At 66.5% G+C, this 22236-nt stretch carries 24 protein-coding genes; 6 read left to right on the forward strand and 18 right to left on the reverse strand.

From position 1 onward, the window contains the following. Nucleotides 1-75: 75 nt before the first annotated feature. The gene (folE, locus tag BW994_RS01910; protein WP_029311420.1) at nucleotides 76-714 is read right to left on the reverse strand and encodes a GTP cyclohydrolase I FolE; all 639 of its coding nucleotides are present in this window, start codon (nucleotides 712-714) and stop codon (nucleotides 76-78) included. A gap of 117 nt (nucleotides 715-831) precedes the next feature. Continuing rightward, nucleotides 832-1260 carry a Co2+/Mg2+ efflux protein ApaG gene (gene apaG, locus BW994_RS01915; protein WP_029311419.1) on the reverse strand — a complete coding sequence of 143 codons (429 nt, stop codon included), beginning with the start codon at nucleotides 1258-1260 and terminating at the stop codon, nucleotides 832-834. Between the two features lie 176 nt (nucleotides 1261-1436). On the opposite strand from apaG, the gene BW994_RS01920 reads away from it, so the two are divergent. From BW994_RS01920 to BW994_RS01930, 3 genes are read left to right on the forward strand one after another with little or no spacing between them, the layout of a single operon-like run. Then, nucleotides 1437-3113, forward strand: coding sequence for a tetratricopeptide repeat protein (locus BW994_RS01920; protein ID WP_245801491.1), 1677 nt, complete (start codon nucleotides 1437-1439; stop codon nucleotides 3111-3113). Continuing rightward, nucleotides 3094-3963: a 4-(cytidine 5'-diphospho)-2-C-methyl-D-erythritol kinase gene (locus BW994_RS01925; RefSeq protein WP_051657271.1), complete on the forward strand. Its 870-nt coding sequence runs from the start codon at nucleotides 3094-3096 to the stop codon at nucleotides 3961-3963. Before BW994_RS01920 ends, BW994_RS01925 begins: the two co-directional genes overlap by 20 nt. A gap of 42 nt (nucleotides 3964-4005) precedes the next feature. Next, nucleotides 4006-4458 (forward strand): cupin domain-containing protein, encoded by a 453-nt coding sequence (locus BW994_RS01930; RefSeq protein WP_029311416.1) that lies wholly within the window; start codon nucleotides 4006-4008, stop codon nucleotides 4456-4458. A 12-nt stretch (nucleotides 4459-4470) separates the two neighbouring features. On the opposite strand, the gene phoB is transcribed toward BW994_RS01930, so the two are convergent. From phoB to BW994_RS01950, 4 genes are all read right to left on the reverse strand, one after another. Continuing rightward, entirely contained in the window at nucleotides 4471-5193 is a 723-nt protein-coding gene (gene phoB, locus BW994_RS01935) for a phosphate regulon transcriptional regulator PhoB (RefSeq protein WP_029311415.1), read from the reverse strand. 13 nt (nucleotides 5194-5206) lie between these two features. Then, the gene (gene phoU, locus BW994_RS01940; RefSeq protein ID WP_029311414.1) at nucleotides 5207-5926 is read right to left on the reverse strand and encodes a phosphate signaling complex protein PhoU; all 720 of its coding nucleotides are present in this window, start codon (nucleotides 5924-5926) and stop codon (nucleotides 5207-5209) included. Between the two features lie 11 nt (nucleotides 5927-5937). Then, a complete protein-coding gene (gene pstB / locus BW994_RS01945; RefSeq protein WP_029311413.1) occupies nucleotides 5938-6741 on the reverse strand; it encodes a phosphate ABC transporter ATP-binding protein PstB in 804 nt (267 codons plus the stop codon). Between the two features lie 127 nt (nucleotides 6742-6868). Then, nucleotides 6869-7516, reverse strand: coding sequence for a peroxiredoxin (locus BW994_RS01950; protein WP_029311412.1), 648 nt, complete (start codon nucleotides 7514-7516; stop codon nucleotides 6869-6871). Nucleotides 7517-7646: 130 nt separating this feature from the next. On the opposite strand from BW994_RS01950, the gene BW994_RS01955 reads away from it, so the two are divergent. After that, complete coding sequence (locus tag BW994_RS01955; protein WP_076454346.1) at nucleotides 7647-7832, forward strand: DUF6726 family protein; 186 nt, start codon at nucleotides 7647-7649, stop codon at nucleotides 7830-7832. Nucleotides 7833-7841: 9 nt separating this feature from the next. Here BW994_RS01955 and BW994_RS19520 read toward each other — a convergent pair whose 3' ends face one another. From BW994_RS19520 to BW994_RS02010, 12 genes are all read right to left on the reverse strand, one after another. Beyond that, complete coding sequence (locus BW994_RS19520) at nucleotides 7842-7994, reverse strand: hypothetical protein (protein ID WP_156038111.1); 153 nt, start codon at nucleotides 7992-7994, stop codon at nucleotides 7842-7844. Nucleotides 7995-7999: 5 nt separating this feature from the next. Further along, nucleotides 8000-8437, reverse strand: a complete 438-nt coding sequence (locus BW994_RS01960; RefSeq protein ID WP_029311411.1) for a hypothetical protein — start codon at nucleotides 8435-8437, stop codon at nucleotides 8000-8002. A 23-nt stretch (nucleotides 8438-8460) separates the two neighbouring features. Continuing rightward, nucleotides 8461-9513, reverse strand: a complete 1053-nt coding sequence (locus BW994_RS01965) for a phytoene/squalene synthase family protein (protein ID WP_051657269.1) — start codon at nucleotides 9511-9513, stop codon at nucleotides 8461-8463. After that, the gene (gene crtI, locus BW994_RS01970) at nucleotides 9506-11065 is read right to left on the reverse strand and encodes a phytoene desaturase family protein (RefSeq protein ID WP_051657268.1); all 1560 of its coding nucleotides are present in this window, start codon (nucleotides 11063-11065) and stop codon (nucleotides 9506-9508) included. Before crtI ends, BW994_RS01965 begins: the two co-directional genes overlap by 8 nt. Continuing rightward, nucleotides 11062-12024: an alpha/beta fold hydrolase BchO gene (gene bchO / locus BW994_RS01975; RefSeq protein WP_245594087.1), complete on the reverse strand. Its 963-nt coding sequence runs from the start codon at nucleotides 12022-12024 to the stop codon at nucleotides 11062-11064. The genes crtI and bchO overlap by 4 nt, the downstream gene beginning before the upstream one ends. Before the next feature lie 4 nt (nucleotides 12025-12028). Further along, the gene (locus BW994_RS01980; protein ID WP_029311407.1) at nucleotides 12029-13834 is read right to left on the reverse strand and encodes a magnesium chelatase subunit D; all 1806 of its coding nucleotides are present in this window, start codon (nucleotides 13832-13834) and stop codon (nucleotides 12029-12031) included. Then, nucleotides 13831-14868 (reverse strand): magnesium chelatase ATPase subunit I, encoded by a 1038-nt coding sequence (gene bchI, locus BW994_RS01985; RefSeq protein WP_029311406.1) that lies wholly within the window; start codon nucleotides 14866-14868, stop codon nucleotides 13831-13833. The genes BW994_RS01980 and bchI overlap by 4 nt, the downstream gene beginning before the upstream one ends. Next, complete coding sequence (locus BW994_RS01990; protein ID WP_029311405.1) at nucleotides 14868-15374, reverse strand: TspO/MBR family protein; 507 nt, start codon at nucleotides 15372-15374, stop codon at nucleotides 14868-14870. Before BW994_RS01990 ends, bchI begins: the two co-directional genes overlap by 1 nt. Before the next feature lie 53 nt (nucleotides 15375-15427). Next, nucleotides 15428-16615 carry a geranylgeranyl diphosphate reductase gene (locus BW994_RS01995; RefSeq protein ID WP_029311404.1) on the reverse strand — a complete coding sequence of 396 codons (1188 nt, stop codon included), beginning with the start codon at nucleotides 16613-16615 and terminating at the stop codon, nucleotides 15428-15430. Next, complete coding sequence (gene chlG / locus BW994_RS02000) at nucleotides 16616-17542, reverse strand: chlorophyll synthase ChlG (protein ID WP_035228544.1); 927 nt, start codon at nucleotides 17540-17542, stop codon at nucleotides 16616-16618. Between the two features lie 18 nt (nucleotides 17543-17560). Then, nucleotides 17561-19006 carry a transcriptional regulator PpsR gene (ppsR, locus tag BW994_RS02005; RefSeq protein ID WP_029311402.1) on the reverse strand — a complete coding sequence of 482 codons (1446 nt, stop codon included), beginning with the start codon at nucleotides 19004-19006 and terminating at the stop codon, nucleotides 17561-17563. Between the two features lie 129 nt (nucleotides 19007-19135). Further along, the gene (locus BW994_RS02010; protein ID WP_081849045.1) at nucleotides 19136-20101 is read right to left on the reverse strand and encodes a cobalamin B12-binding domain-containing protein; all 966 of its coding nucleotides are present in this window, start codon (nucleotides 20099-20101) and stop codon (nucleotides 19136-19138) included. A gap of 289 nt (nucleotides 20102-20390) precedes the next feature. Here BW994_RS02010 and bchF point away from each other — a divergent pair, with 289 nt between their 5' ends. Both bchF and BW994_RS02020 read left to right on the forward strand, forming a co-directional pair. Beyond that, entirely contained in the window at nucleotides 20391-20966 is a 576-nt protein-coding gene (gene bchF / locus BW994_RS02015; protein WP_029311400.1) for a 2-vinyl bacteriochlorophyllide hydratase, read from the forward strand. Then, the gene (locus tag BW994_RS02020; protein ID WP_029311399.1) at nucleotides 20966-22234 is read left to right on the forward strand and encodes a ferredoxin:protochlorophyllide reductase (ATP-dependent) subunit N; all 1269 of its coding nucleotides are present in this window, start codon (nucleotides 20966-20968) and stop codon (nucleotides 22232-22234) included. The genes bchF and BW994_RS02020 overlap by 1 nt, the downstream gene beginning before the upstream one ends. Nucleotides 22235-22236 lie beyond the last annotated feature (2 nt).

The following is a 22236-nucleotide window of genomic DNA, read 5'->3' on the forward strand; positions in this document are numbered from 1 at the left end:
CCGGCGCCTGAACGCCGGGGACCTAGCGAGTAGAAGTTTTTTTGCTTCTTTTTTTACAAAAAAAGAAGTGCTCGCTTAACTCTCAAACCCCGTACACCGCCGCCCCTGAATCATCGACAAAAACTCCCGCCGCGTCGAGGGATCATCGCGGAACGCGCCGAGCATGCGGCTTGTGACCATGGCGACACCGGTTTTATGGACGCCGCGGGTGGACATGCATTCGTGCCCAGCCTCGATCACCACGGCGACGCCGCGCGGTTGCAGCACTTCGTTGATCGTGTTGGCGATCTGGGCGGTAAGCTTTTCCTGGATCTGCAGGCGCTTGGCATAGGCATCGACCACGCGGGCGAGTTTGCTGATGCCGACCACCCGGCGGTTCGGCAGGTAGGCGACGTGGGCGACGCCGATGATCGGCACCATGTGATGTTCGCAATGGGATTCGAGGCGAATGTCGCGCAAAATCACCATCTCGTCATAGCCTTCGATTTCCTCGAAGGTACGGGTCAGGATGGCTTCGGGGTCCTCGGCATAGCCGCGAAAGAAATCCTCGTAGGACCGCGCAACCCGGGCCGGTGTATCGAGCAGCCCCTCACGCGCCGGGTCGTCACCGGCCCATTGGATCAGGGTACGGATCGCGGCCTCGGCTTCGGCGCGGCTCGGACGATCAGGATGTCCCGCGTTATCCAAGTGATCGAGCGGGGTATGAATATCCACCGGCAGTCTCCCATCATTGACTTGCGGGATGTTTTCAACAGCCCGCTCTGAACGGCATATGGTCGGCACTTGCAACCCCGCAACCCGATGATGTTGCCATGATTTGTGGGCTGATCATCAGTGCAGCCGCTGATCGCCATGCGGACTGTCGAGGCTGAACGCGGGGATCGCGACGTCGAACGGTTCGCCGCTGTCCACCGCGATCATGTGGAACAGCCCCGTCATGAACCCGCTGGGCGTCTCGAGCGGCGTGCCCGAGGTGTATTCGAAGCTATCGCCCGGATCGAGCACCGGTTGCTCGCCGACCACGCCCGGGCCGTGAACCTGCTGGATATGGCCGTTACCATCGGTGATCATCCAGGTGCGGCGGAGCAATTTCATGGTGACGATGCCGATGTTCTCGATCTTGATCTGATAGGCCCAGACAAAATGCCGCTCGTCCGGCCGGGACTGGTCTTCCAGAAAAATCACGCGGACCGAAACGCGGATGCCGGATGTTTCGCGTTGGTAGAGGTTGTTGGCGGTTTGCGGGCGGCTCGGTGCCATCGTTGCTATCCTCATAGGCCTCGAAAGCGCAAGCTCCGGAGGGGTACCGCATCCAATGGCGATCGGTGCGGGGTCATTTGCTGTAATCCCGCAGCGCGCTGGAAACAAGCCGGCTGCCGTTCCCTGGGTGTCGCGGGGGGCGTGACCGGCACGGTGATCCGGGTTAGGAAACCATGATGATCCCAGCTTCGAAGGCGCTGCGGCGCGCGGCCTGTTCGTTGGTTCTGCTGCTCTCGTCCTGCGCCGGCGGCGTGGCCGGCTCCGCACCCGCCACCGCCGGGCCGGGCACGATGTCGCTGTACGGTGCGTTCATGGCCGGCAACTACGCCGCCGGCACCGGGCATGAAGCAGCCGCGGCACGGTTGTTCGCGCAGGCGATTGCGCTCGATCCCGGCAATCAGGCCTTGTTGCGCCAGGGGTTCGTGACCGCCCTGCTCGCCGGTAGCCCGAATGCGCCGGCACTCGCCGCGAAACTCGGGACCGATCCGCTCGCGATCATGGTGCGCGGCAATGCGATGATGCAGGCCGGGGACGATGCCAAGGCGGCGGCCATCTTCGCGACGATGGCACCCGATGGCGTGACCGGCCTGATCCGCCCCCTGCTGGTCGCCTGGGCCGAAACCGGCGCGGGCGAGACGGATCGGGCGATCGAACTGCTGCAGGGGCTCGAAACCACGCCGCCGTTCGGGCCGGTCTACGCGCTGAATGCCGGGCTGATCGCCGATCTGGCGGGGCGGGCGGTGCAGGCGGCGCCGTTCTATGCCCAGGCGGAGCAGGCGTTCCAGGCGCCCAATCTGCGCCTTGCCGAGGCGATCGCGAGTTTTCAGGCACGCCAGGGCCATCGCGACCGCGCCGATGCGCTGCTGGTCCGCATGGTTGCCAGCCATCCCGACCTGTCACTGGCGCTGCGGGCGCTCGAGCAGGACGCGGCGAACCCGATGATCGGATCGGCCAAGGATGGCGTGGCGGAGGCCTATCTGACGCTGGCGGGATCGATCAATCAGCCGCAACAAGTGCTGCTGCGCCAGATTCTGCTGGGATTCGCGCTCGGCCTGCGACCCGATCTGACGGCCGCACGCCTGGTACGGGCCGACCTCGACATCGCACTGAAGCATCCTGAAAATGCCGCCGCCGATCTGGCGAAAATCGGGCCGGATGATCCGCTCTACGGCCCGGCCGTGATGCAGCGCGGCCAGATCCTCGATGGGCTGGGCCAGGGCGCGCCCCTGCTGCCGGCGCTCGCCGCCCTGGCAAAGGCGCATCCACACAACACGGCGCCGCTGACCCTGGCCGCCGATATCGAGCGCGATGCGGGCCATTTCCAGGCGGCGCGCAGTTTATACTCCCGCGCGCTGGCGCGGCTGGGGCCAAACCCGCCGGGCAATGCCTGGGCGCTGTATTACGGCCGGGCGATCGCCGAGGATAAGCTGAACGACTGGCCCGCCGCCGAGGCCGATCTGCACCGCGCACTCGCCCTGCAACCGGGCCAGCCGTTCGTGCTGAACTATCTGGGCTATTCGGATGCGCTCCACGGCGTTCATCTGGCGCAGGCGCAGGCCATGATCGAGCAGGCGTTGCAGGTCGATCCGAACGAGGGCGCGATCATCGACAGCCTGGGCTATGTGCTGCTCCGGCGCGGCAAGATCGCCGAAGCGATGAAGGTGCAGATCCGCGCGGTGCAGGCCGCACCGGACGACGCCGAGGTCAATGCGCATCTGGCCGATATTTTCGCCGCCGCCGGCAATCGGTTGGCGGCGCGCAACCAATGGGCGCGCGCGCTGGCGCTGCACCCGGACAAGGCGGAGGCCGCAAAGATCGAGGCTCATCTGAAACATGAAGCGGCAGGGTCGTGAGCCGATGAGCACGATCCTGACCGAATTGGCGCGCGCCAAGGTGAATTTATTCCTCCACGTGGTCGGACGGCGGGCGGATGGGTTTCATCTGCTCGACAGCCTCGCGGTGTTTCCCGGCGTGGGCGACCGCTTGAGCATGACTCCGGCCTCGGCGCTGAGCATCGCGGTGACCGGACCGTTCAGCGATGGGCTGGCCGCGGAGCCGAACAATCTGGTGCTGCGGGCGGCACGGGGATTCGGCGCGTCCATGGGGCGATCGGCGAATTTCGCGTTCCGGCTGACCAAGAATCTGCCAGTGGCATCGGGCATCGGCGGTGGCTCGGCCGATGCCGCGGCAGCGTGCCGGTTGATCGCGCGGCACTGGAATTGCCCAATGCCCGATTTCCTGGCCGAACCGCTGGGGGCGGATGTGCCGGTGTGCATCGCCAGCGAACCGGCGCGGATGGGCGGGATCGGCGAGGTACTGACCGTGGCACCAAAACTGCCTGCATTCGGCATGGTGCTGGTGAACCCCGGTGTGGCGGTGGCGACTCCAGAGATTTTCAAGGCGCGCAGCGGCGCGTTCTCAACCGTGGCGGCACTGCCGGGCGGGTGGGACGACGCGGCGACGATGGCGCACGACCTCGGGCGACTGTCGAACGATCTGGAAACGCCGGCAATGGCGATCGCACCCGCCATCGGCACCGTGCTGGACGCGCTGCGCGCCGACCCCGCCTGCCTGCTGGCGCGGATGAGCGGATCGGGCGCGACCTGCTTTGGCCTCTACTCCGACCGCACGGTGGCGGCACGGGCGGCCGAACGCGTGGCCCGGCCGGGATGGTGGAGCTGGGGCGGCGATGCGGCCAGCTAGCCGCGGTTTTATGTGAAATCCGGTTTCGATGCGGGAGCATTCATGATCGATCTCCGCAATCCCTTGTGCGATCCGGCGGCGGTGCGGCAGGCGCTCGATCTCGCACCCCACCCCGAAGGCGGCCATTACCGGGAGGTCTGGCGCGATCGGCCGGCAGCCGGCGGGCGTGGCGCGGCGACCAGCATTCTGTTCCTGCTGGAGTCCGGCGAACGCTCGCGCTGGCATCGGGTCGATGCGGCGGAGCTGTGGCTGTGGCAGGCGGGAGCGCCCTTGGCGCTCGGGGTTTGTGCGGCGGAAGGGGTGCCGTATCAGGTGCGGCTCGGCCCCGATCTGGCGCAGGGCGAGACCCTGCAGCATACGGTGCCGGTCAGCGCCTGGCAGGATGCGAGAAGCCTGGGGCGCTGGACCCTGGTCAGTTGCGTGGTGGCTCCCGCATTCGAATTCGCCGGTTTCGAAATGGCACCCGAGGGCTGGGCGCCCGGCGGTTCGCGCTGAGCCCGGTTCGCGTTAGGCCGCGACCATGTCGGTGTCGAGCGCGTAGCCGGCGGCGCGCACGGTGCGGACCAGATCGAGTTCGTTTTCACCGTTGATGGCTTTGCGCAGGCGGCGGATGTGCACATCGACCGTGCGCGGTTCGACATGGATATCGCGCCCCCACACCGCGTTCAGCACATCCTCGCGCGAGAACACCCGGCGCGGGTGGCGCATGAAGAATTCGAGCAAGCGGAATTCGGTCGGCCCGAGGTGCAGCACCTTGCCGGCGCGGGTCACTTTATGGGTGGTCGGGTCAAGTTCCATATCGGCGAACTGCAACGGCGCCTTGGCGGGGGCGGCGCCGGTGCGGCGGAGCAGGGCGCGGATGCGCGCGACCAGCGCTTCGGGCGAGAACGGCTTGGTGATGTAATCATCGGCGCCGGTTTCGAGGCCGCGTACCGCGTCCTGATCCTCGGCGCGGGCGGTGAGCATGATCACCGGCAGGCTGCGCGTGGCCGGGCGGCGGCGGAGCTGGCGGCAGAGCTCGATGCCGGACAGGGTCGGCAGCATCCAGTCCAGCAGCACGAGGTCGGGCGGCGACTCGGTGATTTTGGTCAAAGCCTCGTTACCGTCGCCGGCTTCATCGACCCGGAAGCCGCTCTTTTCCAAATTATAGCGCAGCAGCGTGACCAGCGGCGCCTCGTCTTCGACCACGAGCACCAGCGGGCGGTTGGATTCACTCACGACAGACTCCATCGGTAAAGCGCGCTCACGTGTCGGTACGCGGCATGTAGGTGGCGGACAGATCGCCCTTGGGCCGGTTGTCCGGCAGGGTTTCGCCGGTCGCCGCGTAATACGTGAGTTCGGCCACGTTGGTCGCGTGATCGCCGATCCGCTCCAGGTTTTTCGCGATGAACAGCAAATGGGTACATGCGCTGATGTTGCGCGGATCTTCCATCATGTAGGTGATCAGCTCGCGAAAGATCGTGGTGTAGAGATCATCGATCATCTGATCCGCGCGCCAGACCGCCATGGCTTTCTGCGGATCGGCCTCGCCGATCGCATCGATCGTCGATTTCAGGTTCTCCTGCACCAGGCGCGACATCTGCGCGAGGCTTGCGAGCGGATAGGCCGGCACCGCCTCGTTCAGAATGATCGTGCGCTTGGCAACATTGGCGGCGTAATCGCCGATGCGCTCCAGATCGGTGGTGACTTTCAGCGCCGCGACCACCTGGCGCAGATCATCCGCGACCGGCTGGCGCAGGGCGAGCACGCGGATCGCGAATTGCTCGATCGCGCGCTCCTCGGCATCGACCCGAGCATCGAACTCGACGACGCGGGCGGCCATTACCGCATCGCGCGAGAGCAGGGCTGCGGTGGCGTCGGCCAGTTCGGTCTCGACCAGCCCGCCCATCGCCGCGATCATGTCGCGCAGACGGCCGAGATCGGCTTCGAAGCTGGTCAGGATATGGCGGGATTCGTCAGGCATGGCGATGCTCCTCAACCGAACCGGCCGGTGATGTATTCCTGGGTGCGGCGTTCGCGCGGGGCGGTGAACATTTGCGTCGCGTCGGCCACTTCGACCACTTCGCCGAGATAGAAAAACGCCACCCGATCGGCGCAGCGGCCGGCCTGCTGCATATTGTGCGTGACGATGATGATGGTGAAATCGCGCTTCAATTCCTCGATCAGCTGCTCGATTTTCAGGGTCGAAATCGGGTCGAGCGCGCTGGTCGGCTCATCGAGCAGGATGACCTGGGGTTTTACCGCGATGGTGCGGGCAATGCACAGGCGCTGTTGCTGCCCGCCCGACAGGGCAAGCGCCGAATTGTTCAACTTGTCCTTCACCTCACCCCACAGGGCGGCGCGCACCAGGGATGATTCCACCCGTTCGTCCATCGCGCTGCGCGAGAGGCGTTCGTGCAGACGCACCCCGAAGGCGACGTTCTCGTAGATCGACTTCGGAAACGGCGTCGGTTTCTGGAACACCATGCCGACGCGGCGGCGCAGGCGGTTGATGTCCATGCCGGGGGCGATGATGTTTTCGCCATCGAGCATGACCTCGCCCTCGGCGCGCTGACCGGGGTAAAGATCGTACATGCGGTTGAGCACGCGCAGCAGCGTTGATTTGCCGCAACCGGACGGGCCGATCATCGCGGTGGTCTGGCGGTCGAGAAAATCGATCGAGACCGATTTCAGCGCCTTGGTGGCACCGTAATAGAAATCGAGATTGCGGATGGCGATCCGCGGCTCCTCGGACGCGGACTGCGCCATCGGTGCGAGGCGGGCGGCGGCTTCGGGCATCAACAGGCTCCGTCTTGGTGCGACAGCGTGGGAAGGAGCAATGTCAGGATCATGACACCGCTCCTTAAGCCCCTATCATGCCATGGTTATGACAGTGCGATGAAGCTTTTATGACAGATGTGCCGGGTCAGCCCGCGCTCGGCAGCTTCGGCTGCTTCACCAGACGCAGATAGGGCTTCAACGTCTTGAAACCGGCCGGATAACGCTTGTGCGCCTCTTCATCCGACACCGACGTGACGATAATGACGTCATCGCCGTCCTTCCAATTGGCCGGGGTGGCGAGCTTGTCGGAATCGGTAAGCTGCAAGGAGTCGATCACCCGCAGGATCTCATCGAAATTGCGCCCGGTCGCCATCGGATAGGTCAGGATCAGCCGGATCTTTTTGGCCGGGTCGATGATGAACACCGAACGCACCGTCGCCGTCGTGCTGGCGTTCGGGTGGATCATTTCATACAGCCGGCTGACCTTGTGGTCGTGATCCGCAAGGATCGGGAAATTCACGGTCTGGCCCTGGGTCTCCTGAATATCCTTCGCCCAGCCGACGTGGTTCTCCCCGGTATCGACCGACAGGCCGACCGGCTTGACGTTGCGCTTGTCCCATTCCGGCTTGAGCCGCGCGACCACACCAAGCTCGGTCGTGCAGACCGGCGTGTAATCGGCCGGGTGGCTGAACAGGATGCCCCAGGAATGACCGAGGTACTCATGGAATTTGATCCGGCCCTCTGAGCTGTCCTGCTCGAAATCCGGGGCGGTATCGCCGAGTTGCAATGACATGGGCATGGCTCCGATCATCAGTTGTGCACTGCACATAATACTTCGGTCCCGAATCGCCAACCGGACCGGTCCCGATGCACCGGCGACCGCACGACCTTATATACCGGCCTTGATTTCAATGAGGATCATCATGAAACTGCGCGTCATCCTGCTGTTCTGCCTTACCGCCGTGGCGCTGTCCGGGTGCGGACTCTTTGCCGCACCCTGCCGGGTGACGTCGGCGGGGCTTAAAATCGTGCCGCTGGTCGGCCCGGTCGCCGCCGCGCCGACCGATGCCTGCGCCAATGTGATCGACCCGACACCGACCCGCAGCTGATCGGCGCCTCTACTCCCGCTGATCTTTCGCCGCCTCCGCCGCGCGGTCCCGCTTCAGGCTCCGCCGCACCGAAACCAGCGACCAGACCGCGCCGGCCAGCACGACGAGTTCCAGGCCACCGAATTCCAGGAACGTCGCGTAATGGCCGAACAGTTTCAGCATGCGGCTCAGTCGATCAGTTCAAGCGCCCGCGCCGGTTCGCGCTGCGTGGCCGCCGGCTGGGGTATCAGCTCAGGCGGCAGCGCCGGCAGCTGCGGCGCGGGCGGTGGTGCCGGTTCGCTGCTGCCTTGGTTGGGCTCGGCGACCGGCTGCATCTTGAGCTGAATCCAGATGCCATAGGCCGCGATCACCGCGAGCAACCCGCCGAAATCGACCAGCGGAAAAATCCGCGGGCCGCCGAGCGCGTAATACATGAAACTGGTCTTCACCGCCGCATAGGCCGCGGCGATCTGCAAGATCGGCCGCATGATCTCGCCGGCGGCGAAAATCATCGGGTTGATCGGCTCATACGCCTCCAGCCGCTTCAGCCGGCGGGCGCGAATCCCGTGCAGCACGAAGGCCGCAGCGGTCAGATAGAGCGAAAGTCCGATGGCGGTATCCAACATGGGTTGATCCTCCTCGCACGGATTTAGGGTGGACAGGCGAAATCGCCAGACAGGGCAGACAATTCGGCACGTACGCCCGGCGCGAGACGATCGATCCGCTCCAGCCGGTCGATCAGCATGATCACCCGCGTCCCGGGCCCGATCGACTCGCGCACCGGCAACGCCGCCGCCTCGATCAGAAATTGCGTCTCGGCACAGGTCAGGGCCGGCAGCCGCAGCGCCGGCAGCAGGGTGCGCGTGACCGCCAGGGCGGCCAGACCCAGCTTGCGCGGCGCCGAAACCCGCGCGCGCCGCGTGATCGAATCATAACCCCCGCGCGCCAGCCCCCGCCCGATCGCGCGATAGATCATGCGCGCCGCCTGGATCCCCGGTCGGCAATCGAACGGCAGGCACGCAATGCCCGGCCGCGCCCGATCGTAGAAACGCTCTGCCTCGTCGAGCAATTGCGCGATCACCTGCGCCAGATCGGGCGAAAACCGTGGTGCCGCCAGAAACGCCTCGGCATCGATGCCACGCGCCGCCAGCCAGTCGAGCGGCAGATACAGGCGCCCGGCGCGGGCATCCTCGCCCACATCGCGCGCGATATTGGTGAACTGCATCGCAATGCCGAGGTCGCAGGCCGCACCCAGGCTCTCCGCATCGCGCCTGCCCATGATCAGCGTCATCATGGCGCCGACCGAACCGGCCACCCGCGCGGCATAGGCACGCGCATCGGCAATGGTCTCGTGGCGCCGACCGGCGGCATCCCAGGCGAGGCCCTCGATCAACGCATCCGGCAGCGTGCGCGGAATCGCATGGGTCTCGATCATCCGGGCGAAGGCGCGATCGACCGGCGTATTCTCCGGCCGGCCGTGATAGGCCCGGTCGAGCCGCTGCGCGAGACGCGCCACCGCTGCCCCCTTGTCCGCACCGTCATCCACCGCGTCATCCGCGACGCGGCAGAACGCGTAGAGCGCGGTGGCCGGATGGCGGATGCGCGCCGGCAGCAGGCGCGAGGCGGCATGAAAACTCAGCGAACCGCCACGCAGCATCGCGGCACAGGCGGCCATATCCGGATCGGCGATCCGCTCAGACATGCTGGCCAACCTCCCGCCCCGCCGCCGACGACATGACGGTCGAAACCGCCGGCACGAGACCATCGAGCACCCGCGCGGTCGACAGCACCCCCGGCACCCCGGCACCCGGATGCGTCCCGGCGCCGACCAGAAACAAGTTCCGCAATTCCTCGCTCGCATTATGCGGCCGAAACCATGCGCTCTGCGTCAGCACAGGCTCCATGCCGAACCCGGCCCCCAGGGTCGAGGCGTAGCGGCTCTCGAAATCCGCTGGCGTCATGATGCGCGAGGTCACCACATGCCCCGCGAGCCCGGGCAGCATGGTCTCGGCCAGCCGCCGTTCCAGCGCCTGGCGATACGGCTCGGCCTGCGTTGCCCAATCGATATCACCGCCGAGATGCGGCACCGGTGCGAGCGCATAGAACCCATCGCACCCCGGCGGTGCCAATGAAGGATCGGTTGCGGTCGGTCGGTGCAGGTAAATGCTCATGTCGGTCGCAAGTGTCTTGTGTTCAAAAATATCATCGAGCAGCCCGCGGTAGCGCGGCCCCATGATGATCGCGTGATGCGGCACATCGGGAAACTTGATGTCGGTGCCAAAATACCAGACGAACAGACCCATCGAATACCGGGTCGCTTTCAGTTTGCGGTCGGTCCAGCGCCGGCGCGGCGCATCGCGCAGCAGATGACGATAGGTATGCGCGGTGCATGCGTTGGACACCACGATATCCGCCGCGATCCGCGTGCCGTCATCGAGCGCCACCCCGGTCGCCGCGCCATCCGCAATGGTGATCCGGTCGATATTGGTATTCAGCCGGATGCTGCCGCCCTGCCCGGCAATCAGCCCGGCCATACCCTCGACGATCCGCCCGGTGCCGCCCATTGCGAAATGCACGCCGTGCGCGCGCTCCAGATGCAGGATCATCGCATAGATCGCGCTCACCTTGAACGGATTGCCGCCGACCAGCAGCGGGTGAAAACTCAGCGCCGCGCGAATTCGTTCGTCGCGCACATGGCGCGCCGCCAGCGCATAGACGCTGCGATGGCCGGACAGCCGCAACAAATCCGGCAGGATCCGCGCCATGTCGGTCCACGAACCGAACGGCACATGGCCGAGCTGCTCGAAGCCGATTTGATAAATCCGCTCGGTCAGCGCGATGAACCGCTCATACCCCGCCAGATCACCCGGCGCGAGCCGCTGGATTTCGGCGCGCATGAACGCGGGATCGGCCGAACAATCGATATACGATCCGGTATCGAACCGGATGCGATAGAACGGGTCGATCGGCACCAGCGTCACGTCATCGGCAAACCGCCTTCCCGCCAGCGTCCAGAGTTCTTCCAGCAGAAACGGCGCGGTGATGATGGTCGGTCCGGCATCGAAGGTAAACCCGTCCTGGCGGAACACCGCGGCGCGCCCGCCCGCCTGCTCGCAGCGTTCCAGCACACTCACCCGCCAGCCCCGCGCGCCGAGCCGGATGGCGGCGGCCAGACCGCCGATCCCCGCGCCGATCACGATCGCATGCGGCCGCTGCGGATCATCCAGCGCGCCACGCTCCGGCATCGCGTTCATGCGCCGAGCACCCCGATCTCGCGCGCGAATTCCGCAATGATCGCAGCGGTCTCGGCCGGTGCCTCCTCATGCGCGAGATGACCGAGCCCCGGCATCGACACCAGCCGCGCGCCCGGCACGATGCGCGCGATCCGCTCCGCCTCGCGCGGCGGGATCGAGCGATCGTTCGCACCGGTCACCAGCAACAGCCTCGGCGCCAGATTGGGCAGATTGGCCTCGATCGGGTCCAGATCCCAGTTCGCCATCATGGTCAGCGCCGCGGCGGCATGGCCGCTGCGACGCACCAGCGTCGCGTAATGCGCCTCGCCGGCCGAATCGATCGTCGAACCGGTGCCGGCGAGCAGGCGGCGCACGATGCTCGGGTTCTTCGCGCGCCAGGCGAACAGCCGCGGCACCAGCGGGTTCATCGCGAACATTTTGGCGATCGGCGAAAACACTTTGGTCAGATTGCCGCGATACGGCAGCAACGCGCCGTTCAGGCTGACCAGCCCGGACGGTGCGACCTGCCCGCTGCGGCACAGATCGATCCCGATCGCGGCGCCCGCCGAATGGCCGACGATCAGCGCCGGCGCGATATCGAGCACGCCGATCAGCGAGGCCACCGCCCCCGCCATGCCCGGCAGCGACATGCGCGGCCAGACCGGCGCCTCGGTGAACCCATGGCCGGGCAGGTCGGGTGCCACCACCGTAAAATCCGCTGCCAGCGCCGGTGCCAGGTCGCGCCAGGAATGCGTCGCCGCGCCGGTGCCGTGCAGCAGCAGCGCCACCGGCCCCTTGCCCATGATCTGCACATGAAACCGCAGTCCGCCCGCCTCGATGAAGCGGCTGGCCGCCCGGTTCGGCCAATTGGTGCCGTCGCGCTGCCAGTTCGGCGCGCCATCGCCCAGCAGCGCCTGCCACAGCGAGGTGTCTTCAGTCGTTATCACAGGCTCGGACATCTCGATGGCCATTCTGGTCATTCCCCTAGGCCGCCTGGGCGCGGACGGCGTTGCTGAGTGCGGCGGCATCGGCGTAGGGCAGCGGCAAGTAACGCCCGTTCATCAGGCGCGCGAGTTCCGCCGCGAACCCGCTGCGGCGCGGCGCGGTGTCGATCACCATGCCCGCCAGCCCTGCGGCGGCGCAGGCCTGGGCGGCGGCGCGGGCATCGCGCCCGGCGGCCTCGCGCCCCGGCTTGCCGTCACGCCCGATATTGGCCCCCCCGTCGGTTAACAGCACGATCAACGGGCTGGCCCCGCGCCGACGTTCGGCAATCCCCATGGCGCAGGCGGCATCGATGCCCAGGGCCAGCGGCGTCGCGCCACCGCCCGGCAAGGCGGCCAGGCTGCGCCGTGCCCGCGCCAGCGCTCCGGTCGGCGGCAGCAGCAATTCGGCGGTGCGGTTCCGAAACGCGATCAGCGCAACCTGATCGCGCCGAACATAGCAATCCGCCAACAAAATCTGAATCGCGCCCTTGGCCTCGGCGAGCCGGTTGAGCGCGGAGGAACCCGAAGCATCGACGGCGAAAATCGCGACCGTGCGTACCGGCGCAATGAACCGCTTGATCCGGAAATCCTCGGCGCGCACCAGCACGCGCGGCATCGGCCCAGGGTTTTGCGCCGCGCGCTCACGCCGGCGCAGCGGCTGCATCGGCGCTGCGGCGCGCAGCGTGTCGATCAAGGCGAGCCGCGCGCCATTGCCGGGCCGGCCGGGCCGCACGCCCGCCGGGCGGCCACGCACGCCACCCTGCGCGATCGGTGTCTTGCCGCTGGCGGCGCTCGCGGCGCGGCGTGGGCCGCCCAGCATCGCCAGCGCCGCCAGCAGATCGAGCGGCAAGGCGCTGCGGGCCGCATCGAGCACGCGCTCGGCCAGCTCCTCCGAGGCATCACCCGGCGGCGGTTCATCCTGGGGCTGGTCATCCGCCTGAGCCTCGCGCGCCTCGGGCGGCGGCTCGTCCGGCTCGTTCTGTGATTCGGTTGGCGGCTCGGATGGCGGCTCGGGCGGCGGTTCGGGCGCCGGCAGCGTCGTCGCGCGCGGCGCCAGGATCAGCCGCGCCGCCAGAATCGCATCTGCCTCATCGATGCTGCGCCGCCCGGCCAATGCCGCGGCCGCCCGGGCCGCGCGCAACGCCAGAATCGGCGCGCGCAACGAATCGATCCCCAGGGCCGCCGCCGTCCGGCACAGCGCAATCGCGGTATCATCGCCTGCCACAATCCCCGCCAGCCGCCCGCGCGCCCGGGCAATCGCGCGTGCCCCCGGCCAGACGAAATCATCATTGAGCATCGTCTCGTCGAGCACGAAGGCCAGCCGGTCGCACAGCGCACCCGGTGCCGCCTCGTCATCGCCGATCCCTTCATCCAGCGCGACGACGCCGAACCGTGCATCCCGCTCGCTCATCACGCCATCGCGCGCCACGCTGACCACGCCACGATCGAGCGCCGCCGCCAGCTTGCCGACCAACGCGCGATCCAGCCGTTCGGCCATCGGAATCACGACGACTCCGCCATCGACCTCGGCCAACAAGCCGGTAGCCACAATCCTGGACCCAAAAGACAGAGTCCCCGCGAGATCGAGCCCGCCGAGCAGCCGATCATCGGTGATATGCGTGGGCAAGCGCCGCACCGGCGTGGCGCTGGGCAGCAGGCCGCGCAACCGGCTCAAAAACCCGTCCCGCGCCGGCCCGATCCGGCTGCGGATCACCATGCCGCCCAGCCCGACCGGATCAATGGCGAACAGGCAGGCGGCCAGGCCGGCGTCGCGGGTCGGTTTGCGCGGCGCCGGCAACGGGCTCATGCGGCGATCGCCGCCTGGCTGAACAGCGCAGCCATGGCGCGCTCGACCCGCGCACCCGCCAGCGATTCATCGAGCGGATCACGCCGCAACCGATGCCGCAGCGCCGCCGGCGCCACCGCGCGCAGATGGCTCTCGGTCACCACGGTATCGCCCTCCAACGCCGCCTCGGCGCGTGCGGCACGCAGCAGGGTGAGTTCGCCGCGCAGACCATCGGTGCCGAGTTCGATGCAGAGCTTCGCCGCCAGCCGTAAAATCGCCTCCGGCACGCTGACCAGCGGCAGCAGTTTCATCGCCGTCACCAACTGCCGCCGCAACGCCGCCTCATCGGCCGCAAACCGGCGCGTGAATCCCGCCTGGTCGTGCTCGAACGCATCACGCCGCCGCACCACCTCGATCCGCTGGTCGAGATCGGTGGGCGTCTTCACCTCGACGCACAGGCCGAACCGGTCGAGCAACTGCGGCCGCAACTCGCCCTCCTCGGGGTTGCCGCTGCCGATCAGCACGAACCGTGCCGGGTGGCGCAGGCTGAGCCCCTCGCGCTCCACCACGTTCTCGCCCGACGCCGCGACATCGAGCAGCAGATCGACCAGATGATCCTCGAGCAGGTTGATCTCGTCGATATACAAAAACCCCCGATGCGCGCGCGCCAGCAGGCCGGGCTCGAACGCCTTCACCCCATCGGCCAGAGCCCGCTCGAGATCGAGCGCGCCGACCACCCGGTCCTCGGTCGCGCCGAGCGGCAGATCGACCACGGGGATCCGCACCCGTTCCGATGCCAGCCGCCCCGCCGCCCGGCGGTTGCGGCATTCTGGGCACAGCGCGCTGCGCGCCGCAGGATCGCAATGATACCGGCAGCCGGCCACCGCGCGCATGGTCGGCAGCAGCGCCGCCAGGGCGCGCACCGCGGTCGATTTACCGGTCCCGCGATCACCGAACGCGAGCACCCCACCTAGCGTTGGCTCGACCGTCGCGATCAGCATCGCGCGGATCATCTCGGTCTGGCCGACGATCGCGGTGAACGGATACAGCGCCATCACTCGGCCTGCGCGGTTACGGTGAACGGCGCGTTCAGCCGCACGATCACAAGGTTCAGGTAGCCGGCAAACGTCACCCAGAGCAGATACGGCATCAGCAGCAGCGCCGCGGTGCCGGCGAATTGCGCGGTGGTGACGACCAGCGCCAGAATCGTCAGCCAGAGCGGTGCGATATCGATCAACGCCCAATCCGGCCGGCGCATGGTGAAGAACAGCACGCTCCACGCGACATTGAACACCGCATTAATGCCGAACAACACCAGCAGGAACGTCGCGCTCGTCACACTCGGCGCGGCTTCCCAGCCGATCACCCCAGCCCCGGCGATCAGGGCAAAAATCAAGGTCCAGACCGGTCCGAACAGCCAGGGCGGCGGCTGCCACGAGGGTTTGCGCAAGCCCCGATACCACGGCCCGATCGTGCTGGCGGCACCGCCGGCACCGGCCACCACCGTCGCGGTCACCGCCGCGACCAGAACCGGTCCCCAATGGCCGCCGAACCAACTCATATGATTGCGATCTCCTGTCCGCGTGTCACGAAACTGCCCGACCGCCAGCGCCGTCATGCCTGCATCAGCCGGGTCAGCCGTATCATGTTCTTGGCAAAGATGCGTGCATGCACGATCGGCTTGGCCCGCACCAGCGCCTTGTTCATATAGGCCTGCCAGGTCATCGCCTGCACATCGGAATCCCCGCAGATGGCGACGAACAATTCCCGCCGCTTGTCGCTGGAATACCAGAAATCCTGCATGAACCCGAGTACGAAAAACACCATGCCATGCGTCTTCATGAAGCGTTTGCGCGCGGTTTTCAGCGCCTTGGCATCGCCGGTCCGGCAGAATTCGTCCACCGCCTCGCCCGCCAACTGCCCGCCGAGCATGGCGTAATAGATCCCCTCGCCCGAAGCCGGCGCCACCACCCCGGCGGCATCGCCCGCGAGCAGCACGTTGATCCCGTCATCCCAGCGCGGCAGCGGCTTGAGCGGCAGCGGCGCGCCTTCCGAGCGGATCGTCTCGGCACCGGTCAACCCCGCCGTGCTCCGCAGATCACCCACCGCGCCGCGTAGCGAAAACCCCTTGACCGCGCTGCCAGTGCCGATGCTCGCGGTCTCGCCATGCGGGAAAATCCAGGCGTAGAAATCCGGCGATACCTTGGCATCGTAATAAATCTCGCATTGCTGCGGGTTCCACCCCGGCGTGCCGGCCGGCGGCGCCTTGATCACCTCATGATAGGCGAACACCCGCTTGTGCTTGTCCGCCCCGGGAATCGTCTGCCGCGCCACCGCCGAAACCGCGCCATCCGCGCCGATCACCGCGCGCGCCACCACGGCACCCATGCCATCCTTGGTCTTGTAGTGGATGATGGTGCGGCCCGTGGCATCGCGCTCGATCCGCTCGAACCGCCCGGTGCGCCGCTCGGCCCCCGCCGCCGCCGCCCGGTCGCGCAAGAACGCATCGAACACATCACGATCGACCATGCCGACATAGCCACCGTCATCGATCGGCATCGCGACCTTCTTCGCCTTCGGCGACACGATATTCGCGCCGCGCGCCTTCGCCACGATCAGATGCTCGGGGATATCATAGTCGCGGATCAGCCGCGGCGGCACGGCGCCGCCGCAAGGCTTGATCCGCCCGTCCCGATCCAGCAGCAGCACGGTGCGCCCGGCGCGCGCCAGCGTCTCCGCCGCGGTCGCACCCGCCGGGCCGCCGCCGACCACCACCACGTCGTATTCGGTCATCTGTGTCATTTAAACCCCCGTCGCGGCGAGCGCGAACGCGCTGACCAGCATGCCCAGAACATAAAGCGTCGTGCCCGTGGCATTGTACCAGGGCGCGCGTTCGCGCGGCTTTTCGAGCAAGCGGCGCATCAGAAACAATTGAACCAGCAGCGAAACCCCGATCAGTGTGGCCGCCAGCGGATGATGCCAGCCGATCATGAACTCGATCACGCACACCTGCGGCACCGCCATGATGATGCACGCCACGATCGAGGCGCGCAGCACACCGAGTTGCGCCGGCAACGAGCGGACCCCGATTTTCAAATCACCCTCGATCGATTTGAAATCGTTCAAGGTCATGATGCCGTGCGCCCCGGCGCTATAGAGCGCCGCGATGATCAGAATATGCGGCGAAGGCAGCGCATTGCGCATCACCGCCGCCCCGGTGAACCACGGCACACCCTCGTAGCAGAGCGCCACGGCGGCATTGCCCCACCAGCCGTTCATCTTGAAGCGGAACGGCGGCGCGCTGTAGCCCCAGGCCGCCGCCAACGCGAACATCGTGGCACCGACGCCCCATGGCCCCAGCGGCAGCGCCACCAGCAGCGAGGCGCCCGACCAGATGATCGCGATATACAACCCCCAGCGCCCCGGCATCCGGCCCGAGGGAATCGGGCGATCCGGCTCGTTGATCGCATCGACATGCCGATCGAACCAGTCGTTCACCGCCTGCGAGGTGCCGCACACCATCGGGCCCGCCAGCACCATGCCCAGCACCAGCTCCGGCCACCGTGCCGCGAGCGGCGCACCGGACGATACCACCCCGCACATGAAAGCCCAGATCGCGGCAAACCAGGTGACCGGTTTGAGCAGTTCGATACAGACCTTGAGATCGGGCAGACGCACCGAGGCCGCGGGCTGATCGAAGGTAATGCTGGGCTTGTCGGCTGGCGTCATCCGGTCTCCGGTCCTGGGTTATGCGACTCCCAGCGCCTCGGCATCCATCATGCCGTAACGCCGGAGTTTCACGTAAAGGCTCTGGCGCGACAGACCGAGCATCTCGGCCGCCGACGCGCGATTATCGCCGGTGATCTTCAGCGCCGCCTCAATCGACAGGCGCTCGATCACCTCGGTCGCTTCGCGCACGATTTCCTTGAGCGAAACGCGCCCGATCAACTCGCTGATCTGTTCGAGCGAACGCGGCACCGCACGCGTCGTCGTCGCCGGCGGAATGAACTCGGGCGCGGTCCGTCGGCCGATGTTGCGAATCGCAAACCCGAAACACGGCTTGCCGCCGTTCATCACCGTCACCGCCGAAATCTCGACCTCGGTCTGGGTGCCGAACTCATCGCGCAGGAACGTCGGGTACAACCGCACCGAACCATGCTGGCGCAGGTTGGCGCTCAGCACATTCAAATCCACCCCCGGCCGGCCGAGCCAGCGATCCAGCGTCTGGCCATGCGCCTGTTCCTCGGAACCCAGCTGCGTCATATCCAGAAACGCGGCGTTGGCCGCAAGCAGCCGCCCGTCATTGCCGGTCACGACGAAGCCATCCGGCGCGCTCTCGATCAGTTTGAGCAGCTTGGCCTTGCTGTCGGACAACAGATTATGCGGATCGACCGGGCTGACCGGCGACAGACGCAGCAGATAATTCTGCCCCTCGCCCTGACGCAGCAAAAACGCGGAAATCCGCATTTCGCTATCATGATCGGTCAGCCGGATTCGCACGTCATCCATCCGACCGGCAGCGCGGATGCTGCCGAGCAACTGCTCAAGCGCCCCCCGGCTTTCCGGTTCGACCAGCCCGGCAAACGCCAACCCGGCCAATTTGTCCCGATCCCCGAACAACCGCTGCGCGGCCGGATTGGCCTCGACGATCTTCTGCGACTGGCCATCGAGCACCAGCACCGGCTCGGCCGACATCTGAAACAAAATCCGGTAGCGCGTCTCGACATGGCGCAGCCGCGAATAATCCCGCTCCAACGATTGCTGCACATCCACCAGGCGCTGCTGCAACGAGGCGAGCGCCCGCAGATCCCGCCCGAAGGCAATCGCCCGCCCGCTATGGCCGACCGGAATCGTTGAAAACAAAATCGGCACGTCCTTGCCCTCACGGGCCGGGTAATTCACATGCCGCCCCAGCGGGTTGGGCCGGTCATCCGCCTTGCCCGCCATGTCGTGCAGCATCTCGGTCACCTTGGTCCGGCTTTCGACCGTTACGGTGTCCGCCCACGGTCGCCCGATCCAGGTCTCGCTCTGATCGAACTCATTGGCAAAACTCGCACTCTGAAACGCGACATCGCGCACGATGCCCTTGCGGTCCACGATCAGGGCGATATCGGCAGCCGCGGCGATCAGCATGCCTGCAGCGTCGGCATCGACATCGGCAAGCCATTTCGCTGGCGATTTGAAGGCTTTCATAGACGACCACACTTTCGAATATATAAGTATCTGCAGATGTAACCTTGCCACCTCTCCGTCAACTCGTTTTGCCTCGTTTCGCAATCGCCACATGACAGACCATCATGCGCCGACATCGCCGGGCCGTTGCTATCGGATCGCCGCGTGGGCACGCTCAACCATGGTATCCGCCTCGAACAACGCCGCCTGGCCATCGCGCGCCGTTGCATCCGCACCCACGAACTGTGCCCGCTCCGGATGATCGGCAAACGCCTTGCCGCCCACCATCACGCCCAGCGCCGGGTTCAGCGCGGTGCGCCGCAGGGCGCGGATCACCGCTGGCAGACCCTTCAGCCCTCCCTCGCCGCTCACCGAAAGCCCTACCACATCGAACCAGTTGCGCCGCACCATCGACATCAGCGACGCCCGCGTCAGCAACGCCTCGGTCTGCACGATCCACCCGGCCCGCCGGAACAGGTCGGATAACACCGCGATCCCGAAACTATGCTGCTCACCCGGCGCCGCCGCGATCAAAAAATGCCGCTCACGACCACGCAACATCGGCGCGTCACTGACCGGATCGGCAGTGTCGCGCAGGATTTGGTTGAGCCGGATCATCGCGAGCGTGACCGCCGCGAAATCGGTGCGGTCCTCATCCCATAAATCACCCAGCCGCCGCGCCGCCGGGGCCAACAACCCCTGCAGAACCGCATCGCGTGTAGCACCGGACACCACGAACCGTGCCAGCGTGGCATGCGCCTCGGCGATGTTCTCGGCCAGGATCAGATCGACGAACCGCTCCACCTCGCCCCGCGTCGGCATCGGCGCCGCGCCCGATGGTGCCGCCGCGCGATCGGGCCGGTTGGCCAGCATGCGCGGCAGCACCTCGGTCGCGATCGTGCGCTCCAGCAGGCCGGACCACGGCCGGATCACGGTCTGGCGATGCAACTCATCGGCGATCGCTTCATATATATGTGGTTTGCTCGGAGCCGCCCCGCGCGGCGCGTTACCTGCCACGGGGCCGCTCGCGTTGCCGCCCGAGGATAAGGCGGCACGGTCGAGTTCGGACCGGCCGGATTGGCCTCGCGATCCCTGGTGCTGTGTGGCGTCTCTCATCGATAGGCCTCCTCAACTCTTCAACGAACATGCACCCGAACCGCGTCGAGTGTCAAGTTTGATTGACGTAAATAAAGGTTGACAGTCGATATTCAGCGGGGCTAGTTTTCGTCTCGTCGCTGACCCGCGACAGAGGAAACTCTGATGAACCAAGCTACCGAATTCTACGATTCCCATGGTCGTCTCCCGTTGATCTGGCGCGGTGCCGCAAGCGAAATAGCCGGGCACACATTAACCAATGCTTATTTAGCGACGGGATCGAACGCCTCCTTTCAGGACATGTCAAGCGATGTTTACAAAGGTCGTTGAGCGCCTGACCGGTGCCGTCAATTGCTGCCCATGGGAGGGTCACGGCTATGGCCGCCACCAGACCAGCGCGCCACAGCCGCGCCGCACGCCCTTTCTCTATAGTATCGAGGAACGCCGCCGGCGCGACGCCACCAAATGGACCCTGGTGCAGGGCATTCTGGCGCCCATCCAGTTCGTGGTCTTCCTGGTCAGCCTCAGCCTGGTCGCGCATTACCTGATCACCGGCAACGGTCTTGCCCTGGCGACCGATTCCATCCTGGTCAAAACCATCGTGCTGTTCACCATCATGATCACCGGCGCGATCTGGGAACACGAGGTGTTCGGAAAATACCTCTTCGCCCGCGCCTTCTTCTGGGAAGACCTGTTCAGCATGCTGGTGATCGCGCTGCACTCGCTCTACGTGCTGGTGCTGTTCACCCATATCGCGGGCCCGCAGACGCAAATGATGATCGCGCTGGCGGCCTACGCCACTTACCTGATCAACGCGATGCAGTTCATCATGAAACTGCGCGCCGCCCGGCTCGAAGCACCGCGTCATGCCGCGGTGTCGATATAATGAGCGTCTGCACCACCGCGCCCTCCGCGACCGCGCCCGACATCATCCGCCAGCGCGGCCAGCGCGAAGTGTTCTGCGGCCTGACCGGCATCGTCTGGCTGCACCGGCGGATCCAGGATGCGTTCTTCCTCGTGGTCGGTTCGCGCACCTGTGCCCATCTGGTGCAATCGGCCGCCGGGGTAATGATCTTCGCCGAACCCCGTTTCGCCACCGCCATCATCGAGGAGCGCGACCTCGCCGGCCGCGCCGATCTCGATGACGAACTCGACCGCGTGGTGACCCGCCTGATCGAACGCCGCCCGGATATCAAACTCCTGTTCCTGGTCGGCTCCTGCCCCTCCGAAGTCATCAAGCTCGACCTCACCCGCGCGGCAGCCCGGCTCGATGAGCGGTTTGGCCGCCTGCCCCGCATCCTCGCCTATTCCGGCAGCGGCATCGAAACCACCTTCACCGAGGGCGAAGACGCCTGCCTCGAAGCCTTGGTTCCCACCCTCGCCGACGCCGGCTCCACCACCTCCCTCATGGTGGTCGGCGCGGTCGCCGATATCGTCGAGGACCAGTTCCGCCGCCTGTTTACCGCCATCGGCATCGAGCGGGTCGATTTCCTGCCCGCCCGCCACGCCGGCGCGATGCCCGCGGTCGGGCCGCACACCAAATTCATCCTCGCGCAGCCCTTCCTCGCCGCCACCGCGCGCGCCCTGCACGAGCGCGGCGCCCGCCGGATCGCCGCCCCCTACCCGCTCGGCGCCGAGGGCACCCGCCTCTGGATCGAAGCCGCCGCCGCCGCCTTCGGCATCGATCCCGCCCGCACCGAAAGCGTGCTTGCCCTACCCGCCCGCCGCGCCACCGAGTCGCTCGCCGCGGTCCGCGCCAAACTCGCCGGGCGCAAAATTTTCTTCTTCCCCGATTCGCAGCTCGAAATCCCGCTCGCCCGCTTCCTCGCCCGCGAATGCGGCGTCGAACTGGTCGAAGTTGGCACCCCGTTCCTCCACCGCGACCTGATGGATGCCGAACTCGCTCTGCTGCCCTTCGCCACCCAACTCTCCGAAGGCCAGGACGTCGAACGCCAGCTCGACCGTTGCCGCGCCGAGCAGCCCGATCTGGTGATCTGCGGCCTTGGCCTCGCCAATCCGCTCGAAGCCGAAGGCATCGCGACCAAATGGTCGATCGAACTGGTGTTCAGCCCGATCCACGGTTTCGAACAGGCCGCCGACCTCGCCAATCTCTTCGCCCGGCCGCTCGCGCGCCGCGCCCTGCTTTCGGTATAGCG

The sequence above is a fragment of the Acidiphilium rubrum genome (genome assembly GCF_900156265.1).
Taxonomy (GTDB): domain Bacteria; phylum Pseudomonadota; class Alphaproteobacteria; order Acetobacterales; family Acetobacteraceae; genus Acidiphilium; species Acidiphilium rubrum.